The 19,102-nt window shown below is 49.4% G+C and carries 16 protein-coding genes and 1 pseudogene; 2 read left to right on the forward strand and 15 right to left on the reverse strand.

Annotated elements, in window-relative coordinates; all coding sequences use genetic code 11:
- Positions 1-5 precede the first annotated feature (5 nt).
- The 12 genes and pseudogenes from lgt to glyS all read right to left on the reverse strand — a co-directional run bounded on the left by lgt (position 6) and on the right by glyS (position 13,833).
- Positions 6-851 (reverse strand): prolipoprotein diacylglyceryl transferase, encoded by an 846-nt coding sequence (lgt, locus tag K6J72_RS05365; RefSeq protein WP_221279100.1) that lies wholly within the window; start codon positions 849-851, stop codon positions 6-8.
- A complete protein-coding gene (locus K6J72_RS05370) occupies positions 826-1,584 on the reverse strand; it encodes an RluA family pseudouridine synthase (RefSeq protein WP_221279101.1) in 759 nt (252 codons plus the stop codon). Before K6J72_RS05370 ends, lgt begins: the two co-directional genes overlap by 26 nt.
- Positions 1,568-2,752 (reverse strand): lipid IV(A) 3-deoxy-D-manno-octulosonic acid transferase, encoded by a 1,185-nt coding sequence (waaA, locus tag K6J72_RS05375; RefSeq protein ID WP_221279102.1) that lies wholly within the window; start codon positions 2,750-2,752, stop codon positions 1,568-1,570. Before waaA ends, K6J72_RS05370 begins: the two co-directional genes overlap by 17 nt.
- A gap of 3 nt (positions 2,753-2,755) precedes the next feature.
- Positions 2,756-3,472 carry a zinc ribbon domain-containing protein gene (locus K6J72_RS05380; protein ID WP_221279103.1) on the reverse strand — a complete coding sequence of 239 codons (717 nt, stop codon included), beginning with the start codon at positions 3,470-3,472 and terminating at the stop codon, positions 2,756-2,758.
- 1 nt (position 3,473) lies between these two features.
- The gene (locus K6J72_RS05385; RefSeq protein ID WP_221279104.1) at positions 3,474-4,229 is read right to left on the reverse strand and encodes a Nif3-like dinuclear metal center hexameric protein; all 756 of its coding nucleotides are present in this window, start codon (positions 4,227-4,229) and stop codon (positions 3,474-3,476) included.
- Positions 4,222-5,103, reverse strand: a complete 882-nt coding sequence (gene glyQ, locus K6J72_RS05390; protein WP_221279105.1) for a glycine--tRNA ligase subunit alpha — start codon at positions 5,101-5,103, stop codon at positions 4,222-4,224. Before glyQ ends, K6J72_RS05385 begins: the two co-directional genes overlap by 8 nt.
- 10 nt (positions 5,104-5,113) lie before the next feature.
- Positions 5,114-6,045: pseudogene (locus K6J72_RS05395) on the reverse strand (NAD(P)H-dependent glycerol-3-phosphate dehydrogenase).
- A 36-nt stretch (positions 6,046-6,081) separates the two neighbouring features.
- Positions 6,082-6,372 (reverse strand): DUF3240 domain-containing protein, encoded by a 291-nt coding sequence (locus tag K6J72_RS05400; protein ID WP_221279107.1) that lies wholly within the window; start codon positions 6,370-6,372, stop codon positions 6,082-6,084.
- Positions 6,372-9,434, reverse strand: a complete 3,063-nt coding sequence (locus K6J72_RS05405) for an efflux RND transporter permease subunit (protein WP_221281141.1) — start codon at positions 9,432-9,434, stop codon at positions 6,372-6,374. Before K6J72_RS05405 ends, K6J72_RS05400 begins: the two co-directional genes overlap by 1 nt.
- A complete protein-coding gene (locus tag K6J72_RS05410; RefSeq protein WP_221279108.1) occupies positions 9,434-10,504 on the reverse strand; it encodes an efflux RND transporter periplasmic adaptor subunit in 1,071 nt (356 codons plus the stop codon). Before K6J72_RS05410 ends, K6J72_RS05405 begins: the two co-directional genes overlap by 1 nt.
- The gene (locus K6J72_RS05415) at positions 10,501-11,760 is read right to left on the reverse strand and encodes a TolC family protein (RefSeq protein ID WP_221279109.1); all 1,260 of its coding nucleotides are present in this window, start codon (positions 11,758-11,760) and stop codon (positions 10,501-10,503) included. Before K6J72_RS05415 ends, K6J72_RS05410 begins: the two co-directional genes overlap by 4 nt.
- A 3-nt stretch (positions 11,761-11,763) precedes the next feature.
- Complete coding sequence (gene glyS / locus K6J72_RS05420) at positions 11,764-13,833, reverse strand: glycine--tRNA ligase subunit beta (protein WP_221279110.1); 2,070 nt, start codon at positions 13,831-13,833, stop codon at positions 11,764-11,766.
- 99 nt (positions 13,834-13,932) lie between these two features.
- On the opposite strand from glyS, the gene K6J72_RS05425 reads away from it, so the two are divergent.
- Both K6J72_RS05425 and gpmI read left to right on the forward strand, forming a co-directional pair.
- Positions 13,933-14,853 (forward strand): hypothetical protein, encoded by a 921-nt coding sequence (locus K6J72_RS05425; RefSeq protein ID WP_221279111.1) that lies wholly within the window; start codon positions 13,933-13,935, stop codon positions 14,851-14,853.
- A complete protein-coding gene (gene gpmI, locus K6J72_RS05430; RefSeq protein WP_221279112.1) occupies positions 14,854-16,323 on the forward strand; it encodes a 2,3-bisphosphoglycerate-independent phosphoglycerate mutase in 1,470 nt (489 codons plus the stop codon).
- On the opposite strand, the gene K6J72_RS05435 is transcribed toward gpmI, so the two are convergent.
- Genes K6J72_RS05435 through K6J72_RS05445 form a run of 3 tightly spaced genes read right to left on the reverse strand, consistent with a single transcriptional unit; the run spans position 16,315 to position 19,084 of the window.
- Positions 16,315-17,253, reverse strand: coding sequence for a 5-oxoprolinase subunit C family protein (locus tag K6J72_RS05435; RefSeq protein ID WP_221279113.1), 939 nt, complete (start codon positions 17,251-17,253; stop codon positions 16,315-16,317). The two genes, gpmI and K6J72_RS05435, sit on opposite strands and share 9 nt — an antisense overlap.
- Entirely contained in the window at positions 17,246-17,950 is a 705-nt protein-coding gene (gene pxpB, locus K6J72_RS05440; RefSeq protein ID WP_221279114.1) for a 5-oxoprolinase subunit PxpB, read from the reverse strand. Before pxpB ends, K6J72_RS05435 begins: the two co-directional genes overlap by 8 nt.
- Positions 17,951-19,084 carry an NRAMP family divalent metal transporter gene (locus K6J72_RS05445; RefSeq protein WP_221279115.1) on the reverse strand — a complete coding sequence of 378 codons (1,134 nt, stop codon included), beginning with the start codon at positions 19,082-19,084 and terminating at the stop codon, positions 17,951-17,953.
- Positions 19,085-19,102: the final 18 nt, after the last annotated feature.

The following is a 19,102-nucleotide window of genomic DNA, read 5'->3' on the forward strand; positions in this document are numbered from 1 at the left end:
CCATTTTAGCGCATTTGGGCAGATTTATCAAGTTTGATAAATCCCCACAGCCCCAAGGAAATTAGCACCATACAAAAGCTCAAAATCTGCCCCATGCTCAAATGCCCCACATAGTAACCCAGCTGTGCATCCGCCTCTCTAAAATACTCTGCCACAAACCGCGCACACGCATAAGAAAAGCCATACACCACCATGAGCATGCCATGCGCCTTGGTGTAACGCCTTGCCACGCAAATCACGACAAACACGCAAAGACCTTCCAAAAACGCCTCTATGAGCTGGCTAGGGTAGCGTAACACCCCATTCACCAAAATGCCTATTTTCTCCCCGAAAAGATCGCCCTGTGGCACCACCCGCCCAAACAGCTCTTGGTTTAAGAAGTTGCCGATCCGCCCAAAGACATAGGCTAAAGGCAAACTCACGGCGATCAAGTCCAAATACACCAAGAAATTTTGCTTTTTCACCTTGCTAAAGACCCACGAAGCCACCAAAAAGCCCACAAGCCCGCCGTGATAGCTCATGCCCCTAATGCCGATAAACTGCCCCTCGTAAAAGGGGTTGAAGATTTGCCACGGGGCTTTGAGATAATAAAGCGTGTTTGGGTCGTAAATGAGAATATAGCCCAGCCTTGCGCCCAAAACCACCCCCACCTCAGCGTATAAAAAATAACTCTCAAAATGGGCTTGGCTGATGGGAAAGCGTTTAGGGTCTGTCTTCAACGCCCTCTTGGCTAGAAAAAAGGCGATTAAAAGGGCACTCACATAGGCAAGCCCATACCAATGCACGGGAATGCCAAAGAGAGTAAAAGCGATGGGGGTAAAATGGCTATAAATCGTGTTCCAGTAACTCACAAAAATCCTTGAAGTAAGGGGGTAGGGGGGCTTGGAATTGATGCCCGAGCAACTCTAATTTAAAAGCGTGTAAGAAAAAATGCTTATGGGGCTTTGCCCCGTAGAAAATGTCGCCCACAATGGGGTGCTTGATATGGCTTAAATGTGCCCTAATTTGGTGTGTTACCCCCGTTTCAATCACCACTTTGGCTAAGGTCGTCTGCTTAAAGCTCTTAAGGGGGGTGATGTGCGTTATCGCCCTCTTGCCCTTGCTATGCACAAACGCTTTGACAAAACCCTTTTTATCCTCTGTGTGGCTTTTTTGTACGCTTAAGGGCTGTGTTAAAGTCAAGGGCTTGTCTAGCACCCCTTGCACCAAAGCAAGATACTCTTTATAGACTTGGCGTTCTTTAAACGCCTCTAGGGCTTCTTGGTAAAACGCGCCTAAAGCTAGCAAGAGTACCCCGCTTGTGCTTTGGTCCAAGCGGTGGCAAAGCTGGTAGGGCTTGTGGGTGCGCTCTAGCTCAAAGCTCGACACATTGGGGGCTTTATCTAGGGCTAAAAACTTAGCCCCTTTAGCTAAAACCCCACTCTTGCACTCCAGCACACTTAAAAAGGCGTGCGGGTCTATCAACTCTCTAGCCAGCTTGAGCCTTTGCCCCTTTAAGCTCACCAGCCCCCGATCGATCAGCCTTTTAGCCTCTTTGTGCGAAATTTGGCACTGCTTTGCCAAAACCTTATACGCCTGCAACATGGATTGCCTCCACTAAAGTTTGTAATTCTTGGTTTTGGGTGTTGATTTTACTTGTTTTGAGCGTGGCGTGCTTGGCTAAAGTTTGGGCGAGCGCGTCTCCTTGCACCAAATAGAAATTTTGCACACAGGCAAACAACGCCTCTTGGTTAAAAATATGCGTCCCACTAATGAGCTTAACCCCAAAATAGGCGGGCTCTAGGGGGTTGTGTCCGCCAATGGGGGCAAACGCCCCCCCTAAAATGACAATGTCGGCGATCGCATAAAAATTAACCAGCTCCCCCAGCGTGTCTATCAAAAGCACTTTACTATCCCACTTCAAGCCCTTAGAGAAACAGCTAAAATCCCCTTGGAGTGTGGGGTGTTTTTCTAGGTAGTTTTGCACCTCTTTAAAGCGCTCAGGGTGGCGGGGGACTAAGATGAGTTGTGCCGGCTCTTGTAGCCTCAAAAACGCCTCTAAAATCAACGCTTCTTCGCTCGGGTGGGTGCTTGCCCCCACAATGCTTAAGTGTTTGAGTTTGGGGTGGTTCTTGGTGCAAAGGGGGGGGTTGAATAATTTGGTGTGGGGAAAAACGCAAAGCGTTTTTGCCCCTAAGCTTTCTAACCTCTCTTTATCGAGCACACTTTGGGCATAGATAAAATCAATCTGTTTAAAAAGGGCAGTGTAAAAGGGTTTTAGGCGTTGATACTTGGGGTAAGAGCGGCGAGAAATGCGGGCGTTGATTAAAAAAGTCTTTGCCCCCACAGACTTAGCCAGCGCAAAGAGATGAAACCACAGCTCCGCCTCTGTAACGACAAGGGCTTTTAACTCGCTCAAGTCTTGACGCCACAAGAACAAAAGGGTTTCAAAGAGCAGAAAACGCACTTGGAGTTTGGGGTGGGTCTTGGCTAATTTTTTGGCGTGGTTATAGCCCGTCTGTGTGGTTGTACTTAAAAGCGTGGGCGTGTCTTTAAAGGCGTTTAGCAAGCACTCCAAAGATTTCACTTCGCCTAAAGAGCAAGCGTGCAACCACAAGCGGGGCTTAAACTCAAGGGCATGCCTTTTGGCAAAAAAGCGCCCTTTCAAAGAATGGCGGTACTTCGCCTTGAGGCTAAAAAGGGCTAAAAAGGGCGTGGCACAAAGGTGCGCTAAGGCCAAAAGCACTAAATACACAAACTTGAAAAAAGCCAAACCTTAGGCGGATTGTGCGGTGTCTATGTATAAAATCCGCCCACAATGCGGACAAGTCAAAATGTCGCTGCTGCTCAAAACCTCCGCATAGGTGCGGTCGTTGATGCGGATAAAGCACCCCCCACAGGCTTGCTTTTTCACGCTCACCACGCAGGTGTTGCCCGCCCAGCGGCGGATTTTCTCATAGAAGGCGATGAGCTTATGGTCCATTTTCAAGGTCAAATCTTGTTTTTCTTGAAAAATGGCTTGTTGTTTTTCCTTGATTTGGGCGGTGTCTGCCTCCACCTTTTCCTCTAAAGCGGCGATCTCTTGCGTTAAACTCTCCAGCGTACTTTGCAATTCCTCTTGCAATTTGCTTTTATGCGCGCTTTCATTTTGTAGGCGCTCAATCTCTTTGTTGGCTTGGTTCGCCCGCTCTTTGGTGATGTCCTCTTCAATGCCTAGAGAGCGTAGCTCCCGCTCGCTCTTCACTTGAGAAATCTTTTTTTGGATGCCATCGACTTTGGCGTTCGTTTCGTGCAAAGCTTGCTCGTTCTTTTGGATTTGTAGGTGCAAGCTCGCCTTTTCTTCCTCAAGGAGGGTGTATTCTGCCTGCTTTTTCTGTCTTGTGGCTAGGGCTTTGTTTAAGTCGGCTCTCTTTGCCTTAATCAAAGGCTCTAGGGCTTCGATGTCTTTATCTAACTTGGCAATTTGGATCAACTGCACTAAGTGGGCGTTCATGTCAAACCTTAAGCATAAATGGATTTTTACAATCGAGTAGTTTAACACACTTTACTTGAGATTGCAAAATGTAGGGCTCTAGCAAGCCTTTCAGCAAGGGCACAAAAAACTTTTCACTCTCATAATGGGGGACTTCTACAAGCGAAACCCCCACACTCAAAGCCTGCATGGCATCGTGGTGCTTGATGTCGCCCGTGATTAAGCAAAGATTTTTAGGGACTTGCTTAAGCTCGTGTAAATATCCACAGCCCGCCCCACACACCACAGCCACACGCTCAATCGGGGTTTTAGCGTCTGCTAGACGCACATAGGGCAGGTTTAAACGCTCTTGCACTTGCGTGGCTAGGTGGTCCAAACTTGTAGGCGCGGTGTCTGCCACCAACGCCATGCCCTCTTCTTGGGTGTGGCTAAAGCCCAAAATTTTAGCAAAGTGGGGGTTTAAATGGGTCTTGTCAAAATTCGTGTGCAAAGCGATTAAGGCGCAAGATTTTTGTAGCAGCAAGGCGGCAATGTTGGCAGGATAAAGGCTTGGATTGAAGTTTTTAAAGGGTCTAAAAAATAGGGGGTGGTGGGTGAGCACCACGCTTTTAGGGGGCAACTCTTGAGCCAGCTCTAAAGTGATCTCTAGGGCGACGGCAATGTTTTCATACTCTGCGTTGTTACTGCCTAAATTCAGCCCACAATTATCCCAGCTCTCTTGCAAAGAAAAGGGGCTTAAGCCCTCTAAAAAGGCGACAAGCTCGTTTAGCTTAAGCATTGAGCCGTTTGAGCCGCTCGGGCTCTTGCTCTTTGTAAAGCAGGGCACAGGCTTTGGCAAGTTCTCTAATTTTTAAAATGCACTCTTGGCGTTTAGCCACCGATAGGGCTTTTCTGGCATCTAGGACATTGAAAAAATGGCTAGAGAGCATCACAAAGTCGTAAGCCACGAGGGGCAAACCCTGCTCTAAGCACCGCTTGGCTTCGGCTTGGTTGGCCTCAAAACTTGTTTGCAAAAAGTCCAAATTGGCATGCGTGAAATGGTAATGGCTAAACTCAACCTCGCCCTCCAAATGCACCTCTTTATAATACACGGGCTTGTTGTCTTTAAGCGTCCATACAATGTCGAGCACCGAATCGACTTGCTGGATATAAGTCGCTAACCTCTCCACGCCATAGGTGATCTCAATGGGCGTGGGGCTGCACGCGATCGAGCCCACTTGCTGGAAGTAGGTGAATTGCGTGATCTCCATGCCATCCAGCCACACCTCCCAGCCTAGCCCCCACGCCCCCAAAGTGGGCGACTCCCAATTGTCCTCCACAAAGCGGATGTCGTGCTTGGCAAAATCAATGCCTAAGGCCTGCAAACTTTGCAAATACAATTCTTGGATATTTAAGGGGCTCGGCTTGATTAAAACCTGAAATTGGTAGTAACTGCCTAAGCGGTTGGGGTTTTCTCCATACCGCCCGTCTGTGGGGCGGCGTGAGGGAGCGACATACGCCACGCTCCATGGGGTGGAGTCCAAACTTCTTAGCAAAGTGGCGGGGTGGAAGGTCCCCGCCCCCGCCGGGATGTCATAGGGCTGTAACAAGGTACAACCTTGCTTTGCCCAAAATTCTTGCAATTTTAATAAGATATTGGAAAAGGTCAGCATGGCGTTATCCTTAGCGTTTGATCAAAGCGGTCATGCTCTCTAGGGGGTTTTTGCCCTCTAAAAGCAGGTCTAATTCTTTGGCAATGGGGGCGTGGATGTTCTCCCTTGTGGCGATTTGCACGATGGCTTTTGTGGTTTTGATTCCCTCGGCGACTTCTTGCAATTCCTCAATGATCGTGGCTAGGGGTTTGCACTGCGCAAGCCCGATGCCCACCCTGTAATTTCTCGAGAGCAAAGAGTTTGCCGTCAAAAACAAATCCCCTGCCCCAGACAAGCCCAAAAAGGTTTCCATTTTGCCCCCAAAATGCACCCCAAAACGGCTCATTTCCACAAGCCCGCGCGAGAGCAAACTTGCCTTAGCCCCCTGCCCTAATTCTAGCCCATCGCACACCCCAGCGGCGATGGCGATGACATTTTTATACGCCCCGGCGATCTCTCCCCCCCTGATGTCGTCTTGGATATAAGAGCGGATGAAAGCGGGTAAACAGCCCGCATACACGCTTGCTAACTCGGGGTTTTGAGAGTGAATCGCCAACGCACAGGGCAAGCTGGCCACAATCTCTTTAGCAAAGCTGGGCCCGGCTAAAAAACAGACATTGTTGCTGTCTAAAAACTCTTTAACAATCCCACTCACAAAATGCCCCCCGATCTCAATCCCCTTAGCCGCGATCAAAACTTTAGAGTGGGCGGGTAGGTGCGCCTCTTCAAACCACGCCCTCAAATGCTGTACACTGATGGCAATGACAAATAAATCCGCCCCCAAAGCCTCTTGCAGGGCACATTGCGTGATCGGTTCATGCCCCTTGAGTACGAGGTCTTTGTTTAAGGGCATGAGTAGGGGCGTTAAATCTTGCCGTGAAACAATCTTAATGGAGTTTTTATGCCCCAGAGCAAAGGCCAACGCCCGCCCCCAAGCCCCCCACCAAAAATAGCAACCAGCATAGCCATCCTTTCATAAAACTTCTATTCTAGCATGTTCTAAGCTAGGGGCGTAGAGATCGCTCCCAGCGGGATTAAATAGATCGTGGCTTCCTTGTTTAGGTCGTGGATTTGCTTGGCTAAAATCTGCGCCCGCTCCTCCTCTAAGTAGAGTTTAAACAGCCCGTAGTCCTTGCGCCCGCTCACCTGCTCTTTTTCGCTTTTTAAAAGCGTGGAAGTGGCGTACTCAAAGCACTCCCCAAAGTAAAAATCTTCATGCCCATGGGCAAATAAGTGATCCACGATCATGTCCTTAATCGCTAAATCCGCGTAAATCTCCACTAAAACCATCATACCACTTTAATTTTTTTAGCTAAGAGCATAAACATCGGGGGCAGGAGCAAGAGCGTTAAAATGCTGGATGTGGCTAGTCCACCCAACACCACAATCGCCAAGGGCTTTTGCACCTCTGAGCCCACGCCATGCGAGAGAAGTAAGGGGATTAGCCCTAAACCTGCAATGCAAGCGGTCATCAACACGGGGCGCAAACGCCTTTTAGCCCCCACAAACACGACCTCATCCACGCTTTTGCCCTGCCTTAAGAGCTCCCTAAAATACCCCACCATCACCACGCCGTTTAAGACCGCGATCCCAAAGAGCGCGATGAAGCCCACACTCGCCGGCACCGAGATGTACTCGTGGCTGGCAAAAAGGGCGATGAGACCGCCCGTGATCGCAAAGGGCACATTTAACAAAATGAGCAGCGATAAGGGTACGCTTTTAAATGTGAAAAACAAAATAAAGAAAATCACCAAAATGCTTAAGGGGATCACGGTGGCTAGGCGTTTGTTCGCCCGCTCTTGGTTTTCAAACTGCCCGCCGTAGGTGATGTAGTAGTTGGGGGGCAGTTGCACCTTAGCCGCGATCTTCTCCCTAGCCTCTTGCACGAAACCGCCCAAATCCCGCCCCACGACATTGCTTCTCACCACGCTCACCCTCTTGCTATTTTCCCTCACAATCGCCACGGGGCCATCAACCTCTGCAATGTTGGCAATGGAAGTGATGGGCACGGCAAAGCCCCGATTAGAGGTCATCTCCAGGCTTTTGAGCAAGGTGGCGTTGGCGGCGATGTCCTTGTTTTGGCGGATAATGACCGGGGTGCGCGAGATGCCTGTAGGGATGTATTCCACCACAATGCCCTCTAGGGCGGATTTTAAGAACTTGGCAAACTCATCGCTGGTGATGCCGACATTTGCCATCGCATCCCGATCGGGCGTTACATACAGATAATTCACGCCCCTATTTAGGGTCGTAAACACCTCATCCGAGCCCTTGATGCTTTTAATCACTTCTACAATTTGGGCACTAAGGTCATTGAGCTTTTCGATGTCGTTGCCAAAGACCTTAATCGCCAAATCCCCCCGAACCCCTGTCAACATTTCCGACACACGCATTTCAATGGGCTGGGTGAAGGCGAAGTTGATCCCCTTGTAATCCGCTAAACTTGCCAAAATTTTATCCAACAACTCTTGCTTGGTTTTCACGCTCCATTGTTCTTTGGGGATGTAGGAGATGAACATGTCGGTGTGATTGAGCCCGTCTAAATCCAGCCCCAGCTCGTCTGAGCCCGTGCGCGCCACGATCATTTTCACCTCTTTGACATGCTCTTTGATGGTCTTTTCAATGCGTAAGATCAAGTCCTTAGATTGGTCGAGTGAGATGGAGGGCACCGTGTCCACACTTAAAACACTGCTGCCCTCATCTAAGTTTGGCATAAAAGTTTTACCCACAAAGGGGAAAAGGGACAGACTAGACCCTAAAAAAATGAGCGCACCGATGAGTGTGGTTTTGGGATTTTTGAGTGCAAATTGCAGGGCGGGGGTGTAAAGCCGGTGGAACAACCGCATTAAGGGGGTTTCTTTATGTGTCTGTACTTTTAACACCATGGAGCTGATCACGGGCACGACAGTGATCGCCAAGATCAAAGTCCCTAAGAGCGCAAAGACGATGCTGGTTGCCAAAGGTACGAACATTTTGCCCTCAATGCCTTCTAAGGACATGATGGGCACAAAGAACACAATGATGATGATGACCCCGCTCACCACAGACACGGCGATCTCTTTAGACGAGCGGTAAATGGCGTGTAACTTCGTGGTGCTTGTGTGGGTGCTTAATTTTTCAAAGCCGTTTTCCACCACCACCACCGCCGAGTCGATGAGCATACCTATAGCGATGATGAGCCCGCCCAAACTCATTAAATTTAGGGTCATGTGGTTGAGCTTGATGAGGATGAATGCCACGCTAAGGCTCAAGGGCAAGATCACACCCACCGCAATGCTTGCACGGAAATTGCCTAAGAACAAAAACAGCGTGATGATGATGAGCACGATGGCTTCAATCAAGGTTTTTGTAACGGTGTTGATCGCTTTCTTGGTGAATTCCGAGCGGTCGTAAAAGATGTGTGTGTGCACGCCGGCGGGCAGTAAGGGCTTGATTTCATTGTCTAGTTTGGCACGCACGGCCTTAATGATGGTGCTTGAGTTTGCCCCTTTGAGCGAAAGCACCAACCCCTCTGTGGTTTCATCGATCCCGTTTTTCGTAACAAAGCCCAGCCTTGTGCGTGAAGACACGATGACTTTAGCAAAATCCCTGATGTGTAAAAAGCCCTTTTTGGTGGAGATGGTGATGTCGCCGATCTCTTCAGGGGTCAGGGCGATGGTTTGGATTTTGACTAAATAGGTTTCGCCATCGCGATCCACGCGCCCTGCCCCGCTGTTGCTTAAATTTACTTTCAGTGTCTTTTCTAAATCGCTGATAGAAATGCCCAGCCTTGCCATGTCGTTGAAGTCGGGCACCACCACGAAGGCGCGGCTAAAACCCCCGATGGAGTTGACATCGGCGATCCCGGGAATGGTGCGCAGCATGGGCTTGATGAGAAAGTCTAATAATTGCCTTTTGTCCGTGTCGTCCAAATTGCCATCGATGGTGAACATCAAAATGTCGGATAAGGGGGTAACAATGGGCTCCATCCCCCCTTCTAAATCAGGAGACAAGTCTGGCAACACCAAAGAAAGTTTTTCATTCACAATGTTGCGGGCTAAATAAATGTCCATGCCATCGGCAAAGTCAATGGTGATGTCGCACACCGAGTATTTAGAAGTGCTCCGTAAAGACTTTTCGCCCTTTAAGCCCAGCAACTCTAACTCTAGGGGGCGGACAACATTGTTCTCCATTTCTTCGGGCGAACTGCCCGGCAGTTTTAAGACGATTTTTACCTGCGTGGGGGACATGTCGGGGAAGGCGTCTATGGGGGTGGTGAAAAAGCTGTAAAACCCAAAGAGCAAGAGCAAAAAGGCACAAATGATGACAATGATGCGCTGTCTTAGGGAAAACTCAATGAGAGAGGCTAGCATCACTCGTCCCCTAAATTATTGACAATGCCCTTTAAGCTCACCAACGCCCCCGTGGCGACTTTGGCATGCGGGTTGATATTTTCGCTGCTAATGACAAACACATGGTTGCGCTCTTCAATGACTTTCACGGGGGTGGGCATGAAGCCCTTCTTGGTGCGTACAAAGATCAAATAATCTTGGTCGTTTTTAATCACGGCATCGGAGGGGACGAGCAAGGAGTGCTTGGGTTTTGCGCCTTCAATATAGACATCGATCATTTCGCCCACATGGAAATTGCCCGCTTCAATACGGGCGGTGGCTAAAATGGTGTTGGAGCTTTTGTCTAACACCACGGAGATGCTCTGAATCGCCCCGATGGCATTGCCCATTTGGTCAAACACCTTTGAGCCCCGTCTGATGTAGCGCGAGAGGCTTACAGGCAATTTGATGCGGGCGATGAGGTCGTTGTTTTCAGAAATGCGGATATAGGTCGTGAAGGGCAAAATCTTTTCCCCCAGCACTTTGGGGGCAATGGAGAGGATTCCGCTATTGCGTGCGATGATGCGAAAGCCATACAACCCCAAAGGGTCTTTAGGGTCGATGCCAAAATTCGCAAAAGTGGTTTCCAGTTGACGCACTTTAAGGCTCATCTCTTGGCTGATCAAAAAGCTGTTTTGGTACTCCCTTTTGGCGATCACGCCTTGTTTGTAGAGCTCGTGATCTTTGGTGCTGACATCGAGGGCGACTTTTAATTTATTTTGGTTGTTTTGTAGCTCAAAGTAAAGATTGCTTAAATCAATGGAGCTGATCTCGCAGATGAGATCGCCCTTGTGTACAAACTCACCCTCATTCTTGTAAATCGCCACCACCGTGGCGTTAAAACTCAGGCTTTGGATCACCGTGTGTTTGAGATTGAAGTTGTTAAAATCAATGGAGGCGCTAAAGGGCAGACCCCGTGTGGCGAATTTTTGGTCCAAAGACACCACTTTCAGCCCCAAACCTTCAATTTGTTTAGGGGTCAGCGCAATTTCCTCATAGGCTTGGGCTTGCAACCCTAAGAACAAACACACAAAAATAATGAGCGTTTTCAATACACGCTCCCGATGTGCGTTAAGGTTTGCCCGAGCGTTTCTTCTAATAGGGCGGTGATGTTGACATATTCAATCCGTGCTTCAGCTAGAGCAATCAAAGCGTCCATGTAGGCGTTTTGGTAAAACAAGTATTCAAACAGCCCGATCTTTTGCGCTTCGTAAGCCACCCGTCCCATCTCCATGAGCTTGGCCTTGTTGTCGATCGCATCGATTTGGATTTGGATGTAGCGCTCTTTGGTTTGTAGTTGGTCCAAATAGGCAAGAGCGTTGATGTGGATGTTGCGCTTCATCACGACATTTTGGGCGCGTGTACCATTTTCTAGGGCTAAGTATTTGCGCTTTAGGTGGATGTTCTTGGGCGTTATGGGCAGAGGAATGTAAAACTCCATAGATAAATTTGTGGCGGAGTTGTAGCTCTCTGTACCCAAGCCAAATTCAAAGTTTTGGAAGATATTGCGGTTAGCTAGATTGGCATTGACTCGGTAATCTCTAGCGGTCAAATCCAGCACTTCTACATACAGCGAATGTTCTAAAACCCTATTCAAGGCTTGTTCACCCAAATGTACATATTCAAACTTCAGTTCGGGGATTTTGATTTGGTGTTCTTTATCCACAAAGCTCGAAAAGCGCGCGTTCTGCCCGATCGGATCGACAATGGCGAGCATGGTGTTTAGGGTGCGTTCTTGGTTGATGATGAGTGTTTCCATATTGATTTTGGCAAGTTTGGATTCTAAATAAGAGTTTTTAAAGTTGATGTAGTCTTTTTTGGACATGCTCCCTGCAGCGACTTTCTCCTTAGCGGCGTTGAGTTGGGAGTAAAAGATTTGTTCGCGCCGGGCGTAAATATTGTGTTTTTCAATGTTTAAGATGTAATTGAGATAAAGTCTTTTTGCCCCGATAAACGCCAAATTGCGACTCAGTTCATAACTCTTACGGTATTGCACATTTTTAATGGAAAGGCTGCGGGCTAAAAGACGGCTCACCCAAGGAAGCTTGGGTTTAATCATTAAAACCGTGCGGGGTTGGGGCTCGGCGATGCCCTGGTAGTTGCGCACGATGGAAGTTTCATTGGAGATGTAAGGAAAATCCCAAGAGTTTGTGGCCTTTTGGTCTTCTAAAAGGCTGATGAAGTTTGCCTTTTTTTGGATGAGCTCCATAGAATTGTGCTCAACCCGTTTAAAAAACTCGGCTAAAGTGAAACTACGCCCACTTAAGCTAGTGAGCAACAAGCCCCAAAACAATAAAATGAAGCGCATGCCCTACAATTCTTTGGCTTCTGCCATGTCCAAAAACGCAAGGTAAATCGCCATGAGTAAGCCTTTGCGGTTGTTTTGTATCTGTACATTTGGATCGTTGACAAAGACATGATCAAAGAACACTTCTAGGGGCTCTTTGAGGGCAAAAAGGGCGTGCAACTGCTCTAGGTGGCTTTTAAAGGGTGTGGCTTGTAAAGCCGTGTAGGCGTTGTAAAGAGCGTGTTCGCTTTCATGGGTGAAGAGCTTGGGGTTTGGGGCGGTGTCTAATTTACAATCTTGATGATCTTGCGTGATGTTGGCGACTCGTTTAAACACCGCCACAAAGTCTTTAGTCTGTGTGCCTTCTAAAAACGCCCCCAATGCCTGCACTTTTTGGGCGATTTGGCAGACTTCATACGCCCCCTTGCTTCGCGCGATGCCTGAGATCACGGCTTTGTAGATGTTGGGGCTGTAATTTGGCGTGTCTTCTAAAATGTGGCTCAGCCGTTCTAGGGCAAAATCTCTTAAAAGGGCGCAATCAAAGTTTTGGTAATTTTTGACGAGTTTTTCAAAGTCTGTTTGCAAGTCAAAGGGCAAGTTAAAATGCAGACAAATGCGCAAAAACGCATTGCACGCACGGCGCAAAGCAAAGGGGTCTTTGGAGCCGGTGGGGATTTTCCCCACGCTAAAGAGGGCGAGTAGGCTGTCTAATTTATGACTCAAACTCAGCAACGCACCTAAAAGCGTGGAGGGCAGGGGGGCGTTTTCGCTATTTGGAAGGTATTGCTCTTTAAGGGCGGTGCAAACGCTTTCGTCATAGCCCTTGGCTTTGGCGTAATAGGCCCCCATCACCCCTTGCAGTTCGGGGAACTCATAGACGACTTCGCTTAAAAGGTCGCATTTAGAGAGGCTGATGGCTTGCTCTAAGTCCTCTTGTAAATGTGGGGCGTATTTTTGCGCCAAAACTTGCCCGATGACCTGCTCTCTTTGGACCTTGTCAGCAAGAGTGCCTAAGCCCTGCATGAAAGCGATTTGGGCTAGGGCGTTAGGATTGGGGGCAAAGGGGGCCCTTAAATCGTTTTCATAAAAAAACATGGCATCGCTCAGGCGCGCCCTCAGTACCTTTTCATTGCCCGCCACAATGTCCTTAAAGTCGGTGGGGTTGTCTAGGGGGGTGTTGCCCACCACGACAAAGCCGGCGTGCAGTTTTCCGTCTTTGAAAGTGGCAAAGTAGCGTTGGTGTTCTTGCATGGAGGTCGTGGTGATTTCAGGAGGCAGGTGCAAGAACTTGGACTCAAAAGTGCCATAAAGCGCGGTGGGGTAGCTTGTGATCGCCACCACTTCGGCTAAAAGCTCTCCATCCACCTGCACCTTTAGCCCATGCTCTTGCTCTAGAGTGTGGATTTCTTTTAAAATTTTCACTTCTCTAGCTTTAGGGTCTAGAAGGACTTTGCCCTTTTCTAGGGTGTTAAAGTAGGTGTCGATGTCAGGGGTTTCGTGCCAGCCAAAGCCCATAGAAAAGTGCAATTTTGTGGCTTGTTTGGTGGTGCATAAAAAGGTTTCCTCGCACAGGGGTAGGGGGATTTTTTCACCGCCAAAGAGCACACAAATATTATGGATGGGGCGGATAAAGCGGGCTTTGACATTGCCCCATGCCATGCTCTTGCCAAAGTTTAAGCTTTGCAAGAAGTCAAAGATGAGCGAGTCTAAAAGGGGGGCTGTGGGTTTAGGCTCTGTTTGTACGCAGGCGTATAGGACTTCTTTATGGTTTTTAGTGGCGCTCTGCCACACGCTCGGTACTTTTAAATTTAACTTCTCATAAAACTTGCGCCCAATGGCATTTAGAGCGTTGTTGCTAACGCCCACAGACAAGGGTGGGCCAAAGTGCTCTTGTGTGCTTATGGATGTGTGCGTGGGGAAGTCTTTGGCGTGCAACACGAGCCTTGTGGGTGTGTAGCTAAACTCTGTGGGGGCACTTAAGCCTTGCGCACCTAAAAGGGCTTGCCACTTTTCTGACATGTGCGGGAACTCTTGCAAAAGGGGTTTTGCGGGCAACTCTTCTAACAAGATTTCAACGAGGAAGGCTTGGTTCAAGTAAGCTCCTGTGGCTTTAATCGGGTTTTATGGTGTTTCAAGGGTTACTTTCGCTACAATTATAACAAAAAGTGATTAAAAACTCTTAAGGGGTTTGTTATGCATTGTGCGCATCGGGCGGTTTTTAGAATTTTGCGGTCTTTTTCGTCGGCTTTTTTAGCTTTTCTTTGTTTATCTAACCCTTTAAGCGCAAACCACATTAAAAAGGCAACTCTAGCCGAGTGCATAGATCCCCGCCACTTTAACCCCGATCAAAAGCGCATCTTGGTCTATGCCTACCGCTACGGCTTCAAAGAAAATTTGGGTTACGAGTTGGCCGCCATTGCGTGGAAAGAATCTTGTGCGGGCATGTACCGCGTGGATTTTAACGACCCAAGTGCAGGCATTTACCACGCCTATATCCCCGGTGTGTTGAAGCTCTACAATGAGCGCGACACCCGTTTTATGCAAAGCGTGTATGGCGACTTGTTGATTAAAGACGAAAACTTCGCTTCAAAGGTCGCCCTAGACACCTTGATCAGTTGGAAGCGCACGCACAAGGGGGATTTAAAGGACATGATTAAATCCTACCGTAAGGGCTTGCGCTGGCAAAAAAATGAGCACATAAACCAAATCGCCAACGAGTATTACCAAGACATCGTGGCTAAAATCAAAACTTTGCAAGGCTTGATGCCCGCCCTAGAAAAAAGCGTGGATGAAGCCCAAGCACAGCCCCTACAAGCCGTTGTCAAACACGCACATGAACACGAGGAGAGTGCCCAAGCTTCAGCCCAACCTGAATTAGAACCCCAAATTGCTCCACCCTCCCTGCCTGCCCCAAAGCCCCACCACAGCACGCACCGCAAAACCACTAGCCACCACAGCACAAGCCGCCATAAAAGCACGAAAAGTACCCCAAAGCCCCACCACTCTGCGCCCAACCACGATGCATCTAAAAACAAAACCCACACGGGCAAGACCCCACAAAACAGCAAGGATGCCAATAAAATCATCCTCATGCAAGAAGCACCGGTGTTTTAAATGCAAAAGACCATCTTGATCATCACGGACGGGATCGGACATAACCCCAACGCGGAGGGCAACGCCTTTATGGCGGCCAAAAAACCCACCTACGATTGGCTCTTTAACCATGTCCCCCACAGTTTACTCAAGACACATGGTTTGAGTGTGGGGTTACCCGAAGAACAAATGGGTAACTCCGAAGTGGGGCACATGTGCATGGGGGCAGGGCGGGTGCTGTATCAAGATTTGGTGCGCATTTCTAAAGCGTTTGCTGAAGGGGCAATTGAGGACAACCCCGCCCTAAAGAGCATCGCCGAGCATGCCAAAGTGGTGCATGTCATCGGGCTGATGAGCGATGGGGGGGTGCACGCACACATCCAGCACTTCACCAGCATGGCCTTGATCTTAGAGAGGCTGGGTAAAAAGGTGTGGCTGCACCTCATCACCGATGGGCGCGACACTCTACCCCAAAGTGCCCTAGGCTATTTAGAGCACATCAACTCTATTTGCAATGAAAATATCCAGATCGCCAGCGTGTCGGGGCGTTTCTTTGCCATGGATCGGGACAAACGCTACGAGCGGTTGTTGAAAGCCTACAATTGCATGGTGCATGCTGAAAACAAAACAGACTTCACCCCAGAGCGCTACATTAAAGAGATGTATTTTCAAGGCATCAGCGATGAGTTCATCGAACCGACAAGCTTTGTCCATTATCCTGGCATGTTTGATGGCGAGGGGGTGGTCTGCATTAACTTTAGAAGCGATCGCATGCGCCAGCTTGCCCAAGCTTTAGGCAGGTGTGGGGACCTTGAGGGTTTTAAACCATCCCCCGAGCTTTACATCGTTACCATGACAAATTACAGCCCCGAGTTTGCCTACCCCGTGCTGTTTGAAAAACCCAACATCACCCACACCCTAGCCCAAGTGGTGGCTGAGGCGGGCTTGAGTCAAACCCACATCGCCGAAACCGAGAAATACGCCCATGTGAGCTTTTTCATCAATGGTGGCGTGGAAGAACCCTTTAAAAACGAAGAGCGGGTTTTGATCGAAAGCCCTAAAGTCAAGACCTACGACTTGTGCCCCGAGATGAGCGCCTTTGGCGTGGCGGATGCTGTCTGCGCGCACATGCAAAAGGGCAAGGATTTAATCATTGTCAATTTTGCCAATGGGGACATGGTCGGGCACACGGGCAATTTCAAGGCAGCCATGCTCGCTGTGGAGGCGGTGGATAAAGCCCTGGGGCAAATCGTGCAACTTGCCAAAGAGTTAGATTACGCTTTGTTGCTCACCAGCGACCATGGCAACTGTGAGCACATGCAAGAGGGTGAGCAGGTACTCACCAACCACACCACCTATGAGGTCTATTGTTTTGTGATGGGGCATGGGGTTAAACGCCTGAAAAACGGCGGGTTGAATAATGTCGCCGCCAGCGTGCTAAAACTCATGGGGCTTGCTGTGCCCAGCAGCATGGACCCGGCCCTATTTTAAAACCTCTTGCAAGTGTGCGAGATTTTCATAAAAACCCTTGTATCTCTCTTGTGCTTGCTCTAGCTTTAGAGGGATGAAATGCACTTTTTGCCCGGGCAACATTTGCGCTAAGGCAATGACACTCTCTTTAAGAAGTGTGGCGATTTTAGGATAGCCCCCCAAAGTCTGTCTATCTGCCATCAACACGATGGGTTGCCCGTTGTTTGGCACTTGCACGCTGCCTAGCACCAAAGGATTAGACACCAGCTCGGTTTGCAAACGCCGCTCTAACACTGCCCCTTCTAGGCAAATTCCCATGCGATCGGCCCTTGGACTGATGATGTAGGCGGAGTGGAAAAAGCGGCGCACACTCTGCAGGCTGAAATAATGGACTTCTGGACCTAAAAGGGCAGGCAGACTCGTTTCTTTGGCATAAAGGGGGCGGTGCTTTTGGGGCAAAAGGCGTTTTTTCTGTGGAGGGCTTGGGGCGATAAAGAGTTCATCGCCCTTTTGCAGTGCCCGCCCCAAAAAACCCCCGATTTTAGCACGCACATAAGTTGCCCTGCTGCCCTGCACTAAGGGCACTTGCACCCCCCCAGAAAAAGCCAAATACGCCCGAGCCCCATCAACAAGCCGTCCAAATTCTAAAATGTCGCCCGCTTCCACGCCATAGGACTCCCAATTACTAATCGCTACCCCACTCAGCTTTGGGCTTAAATTTGCCCCCGTGATGGCGATTTGCATGGGCTTTAAAAACTCTAGCGAGTCGCCCGTGTAGGTCATCTCTAAGAGGGCTTGTTCTTTGGCGTTGCCGACTAAAAAATTTGCCACACAGGCACTAAAGGTGTCCATCACACCGCTCACGGGGATTCCAAAGGCTTGATACCCCACCCGTCCTAAATCTTGGATGGTGGTGCATAACCCGGCCTTTAACACCCGTATGCTAGGCATGTAAACTCCATTTAGGTACAAGGGTGCGCTTCAAGCTGTGGGGGATGTCTTTAAACTCTTGTAGACTAATGGGCTTGTAGCGGATATAGTCGCCGGCAAAAATAGACACAGGGGGCTCTTTAGTGGGGTTATAAAGGCTGATGGGGGTTTGTGCGAGGATATGCCAGCCGGCCGGGCTAGCGATGGGGTAAATGCCCGTTTGATCGTTAGCGATGCCGATGGAGCCGGGGGCGACTTCTAATCTAGGGGTGGCGAGGCGGGGTAATCTTAGCGCCGGATCCAATCCGCCCAGATAGACAAAGCCGGGCAAAAAGCCTAAACAATAAACCAAGTAATCCACGCCGCTGTGTTTCTCCACCACTTGCGCCGGGCTTAGTCTTGTTTGTGCAGCGACACTCTCTAAATCCAATCCCAGCTCATAGCACGCCGGCACTTCCGCCAAATAGACTTCTTGTGGTTCTGTGGGCGTGTCTAGGCTTAGGGTTTTGATGCACTCCACCAAGTGGGTGTAAGTTTGGATCAAGGGGTCATAGACCACCAGCAAAGAGGCGTAAGCGACCACCAGCTCCAGCACGCCCTTTAAGTTTTGTGCCCTTAAGGTTTCGCACAAAAGGCGCACTTTGGCGTTACAACTAGGCTCAATAGAGTCGCCCAAAGTGATCATTAGGGCGTTTTCAGCGCAAGGTTTAAACTGCATTTAAACCCCCGATAGTTCTAAAAGTGGTTTTAAAGAGAGCAACCCCCAATAAGTACTAAGCCCCACCACCACCCAGCCCGAAAGGCTCAAAATGAGAGGGTGTTTGTAAGCCCCCACGATTCTAGGGCTTTTGGCGGCGATGAGCATGAGGGCTAAAGTTAAGGGTAAAATCAGTCCATTGAGTGCCCCGGCGGCGATCAAGAGCGTGGCGGGCTTACCCACACCCAGAAAAATGAGAGCCGACACACCGATAAAACCGATGACCCACGCGTTTTCACGCCGGCGCACCCCGCTAAAATTTCTTAAAAAAGACACGCTCGTGTAAGCCGCCCCGATGGTAGAAGTCAAGCTCGCAGCCACAAACACCACGCCAAAGACAAGCCGCCCCCACTCCCCAAAGGATTCAAAGGCGCTAAGGGCGGGGTTCGCAGGATTTAGCACCGCCCCCCCTTCCACCACCCCCAAAATCACCAAGAACAACAACCCCCTGACCAAAGTCGCCACAAAGATCCCCAAATACGCTGCCAAATCCACATCCTTTAAACGCTTGAGTCCTGAAACTTTGGCATCTAAAAGCCGATGCCCCCCTGAGAAAATGATGTACCCGCCCACCGTGCCCCCGATTAAAGTCAGCACCGCCACCATAGAGAAATGGCTTGGATACAAGGCTTCTTTAGCCACTTGCGCTAGAGGGACTCTGACATGCAAAGCCACAAAGCCCATCAAAACCACCATCAACACCCCCAAAATTTGTGTCAATTTATCCATGAACACCATAGCCCGTTTAAAGAGAAACACAAAGATCGCCAAGCACGCCCCAAGCCCCGCCCCCGTGTTGAGGTCGAGTCCCCCAGCACTTGTAAGCCCAAAGCTATGCCCCCACATTGCCGATGTTAAAAACCAACCCCCTAGACAAATTAAAAAAGTCAGCAGAGCACCCAGCCCGGGCAAAAGCGTGTTGGCGATCTCTTGCCCCCTTTGATTTGCCACCGCCAGCACGCGCCACACATTGAGCTGAGCGATGAGAGAGGCTAAAGTGGCGATGAGAATGGCGCAAGCGAAGGCACTTCTTAATTCCTGTGTGAATTGTGCGCTTTGGGTGAGAAAGCCCGGGCCCACGGCGGAGGTTGCCATTAAAAACGCCGCCCCGAG

It is taken from the genome of Helicobacter sp. NHP19-003 (genome assembly GCF_019703305.1).
GTDB lineage: Bacteria > Campylobacterota > Campylobacteria > Campylobacterales > Helicobacteraceae > Helicobacter > Helicobacter gastrocanis.

Bases quoted from the DNA above. Each gene is read 5' to 3' on its own strand.
- K6J72_RS05370 (WP_221279101.1), bottom strand. From the start codon at position 1,584: ATGTTGCAGGCGTATAAGGTTTTGGCAAAGCAGTGCCAAATTTCGCAC.
- K6J72_RS05380 (WP_221279103.1), bottom strand. From the start codon at position 3,472: ATGAACGCCCACTTAGTGCAGTTGATCCAAATTGCCAAGTTAGATAAA.
- K6J72_RS05385 (WP_221279104.1), bottom strand. From the start codon at position 4,229: ATGCTTAAGCTAAACGAGCTTGTCGCCTTTTTAGAGGGCTTAAGCCCC.
- glyQ (WP_221279105.1), bottom strand. From the start codon at position 5,103: ATGCTGACCTTTTCCAATATCTTATTAAAATTGCAAGAATTTTGGGCA.
- K6J72_RS05400 (WP_221279107.1), bottom strand. From the start codon at position 6,372: ATGGTTTTAGTGGAGATTTACGCGGATTTAGCGATTAAGGACATGATC.
- K6J72_RS05405 (WP_221281141.1), bottom strand. From the start codon at position 9,434: ATGCTAGCCTCTCTCATTGAGTTTTCCCTAAGACAGCGCATCATTGTC.
- K6J72_RS05415 (WP_221279109.1), bottom strand. From the start codon at position 11,760: ATGCGCTTCATTTTATTGTTTTGGGGCTTGTTGCTCACTAGCTTAAGT.
- K6J72_RS05425 (WP_221279111.1), top strand. From the start codon at position 13,933: ATGCATTGTGCGCATCGGGCGGTTTTTAGAATTTTGCGGTCTTTTTCG.
- gpmI (WP_221279112.1), top strand. From the start codon at position 14,854: ATGCAAAAGACCATCTTGATCATCACGGACGGGATCGGACATAACCCC.
- K6J72_RS05435 (WP_221279113.1), bottom strand. From the start codon at position 17,253: ATGCCTAGCATACGGGTGTTAAAGGCCGGGTTATGCACCACCATCCAA.
- pxpB (WP_221279114.1), bottom strand. From the start codon at position 17,950: ATGCAGTTTAAACCTTGCGCTGAAAACGCCCTAATGATCACTTTGGGC.
- K6J72_RS05445 (WP_221279115.1), bottom strand. From the start codon at position 19,084: ATGGCAACCTCCGCCGTGGGCCCGGGCTTTCTCACCCAAAGCGCACAA.